At 73.1% G+C, this 854-nt stretch carries 1 protein-coding gene and 1 pseudogene; both read left to right on the plus strand.

The window, feature by feature from the left end:
- Nucleotides 1-233 (plus strand): annotated as a pseudogene (locus tag ACSNOC_RS27810) (cytochrome P450); the annotation flags it as partial.
- A gap of 40 nt (nucleotides 234-273) precedes the next feature.
- On the plus strand, nucleotides 274-765 hold the full coding sequence (locus tag ACSNOC_RS27815; protein WP_436750341.1) for a DUF2165 domain-containing protein: 492 nt from the start codon (nucleotides 274-276) through the stop codon (nucleotides 763-765).
- The last annotated feature ends 89 nt before the right edge of the window (nucleotides 766-854 follow it).

Consider the following 854-nt stretch of genomic DNA (forward strand, 5'->3'; position numbering starts at 1 on the left):
ACATCTGGCTGGACGGCCGCGCGGCGCGGAACCCGGCCCTGGTCCCGTTCAGCGCCGGGCGCGGCGCGTGCCCCGGCGAGAACCTGGTCCTGCTGACGGCGAGCACCTGGCTCGGCGTCCTGCTGTCGACCCGGACGTTCTCCCTCGTCTCCCCCGTCCGCCCGCACCCGGCCCAGCCCCTCCCCGCGACGCTGAACCACTTCGCCCTGCGCTTCGCCCCGCACGCCGGCTGAGCGCGGCCCGGCGAACGGGTGACCGGCTAGGGTCACCCGTATGGACCGCATTCTCGCGCTCGGTACCCCGCGGCTCGCCTCGGCGGCGCTGACGGGCACTGTGGCGGTGTACATGGCGCTGGTGGCGTTCGGGAACATCACGGACTTCGGGACGAACCAGGAGTTCGTTCGTCATGTGCTGTCGATGGACACGACGTTCCGGGACGAGGACCTGATGGGGCGCGCGATCGAGTCGCGGGCGCTGCAGGACGCGGCCTACGTCGCCATCATCGCGTGGGAGACGCTGTCCGCGCTGATCCTGCTGGCGGCCACCGCTGCGTGGCTGACCGGCCCAGCGGCCCGCGCCCGCCGCGCGAGCACGCTGGGGCTGGTGATGGTGCTGCTGCTGTTCGGCCTGGGCTTCATGGCCATCGGCGGCGAGTGGTTCGCGATGTGGCAGTCCGCCGACTGGAACGGGCTGGACGCCGCCGCCCGCAACGTTCTCCTGGCGGGCGTGGCCCTGGTGGTGGTCCACCTGCCGGCGCGGGAGTGATCAGCGGCGGTTGCCCTTCGGCTGGCCCGATTGGTGGGGAGTGCCGTGCGGGGGCGGGGAGAACGGCTCGGGCGAGGTGTCGGGGCTGA

Source organism: Streptomyces sp. URMC 129 (genome assembly GCF_051386415.1).
Taxonomy (GTDB): Bacteria; Actinomycetota; Actinomycetes; order Streptomycetales; family Streptomycetaceae; genus Streptomyces.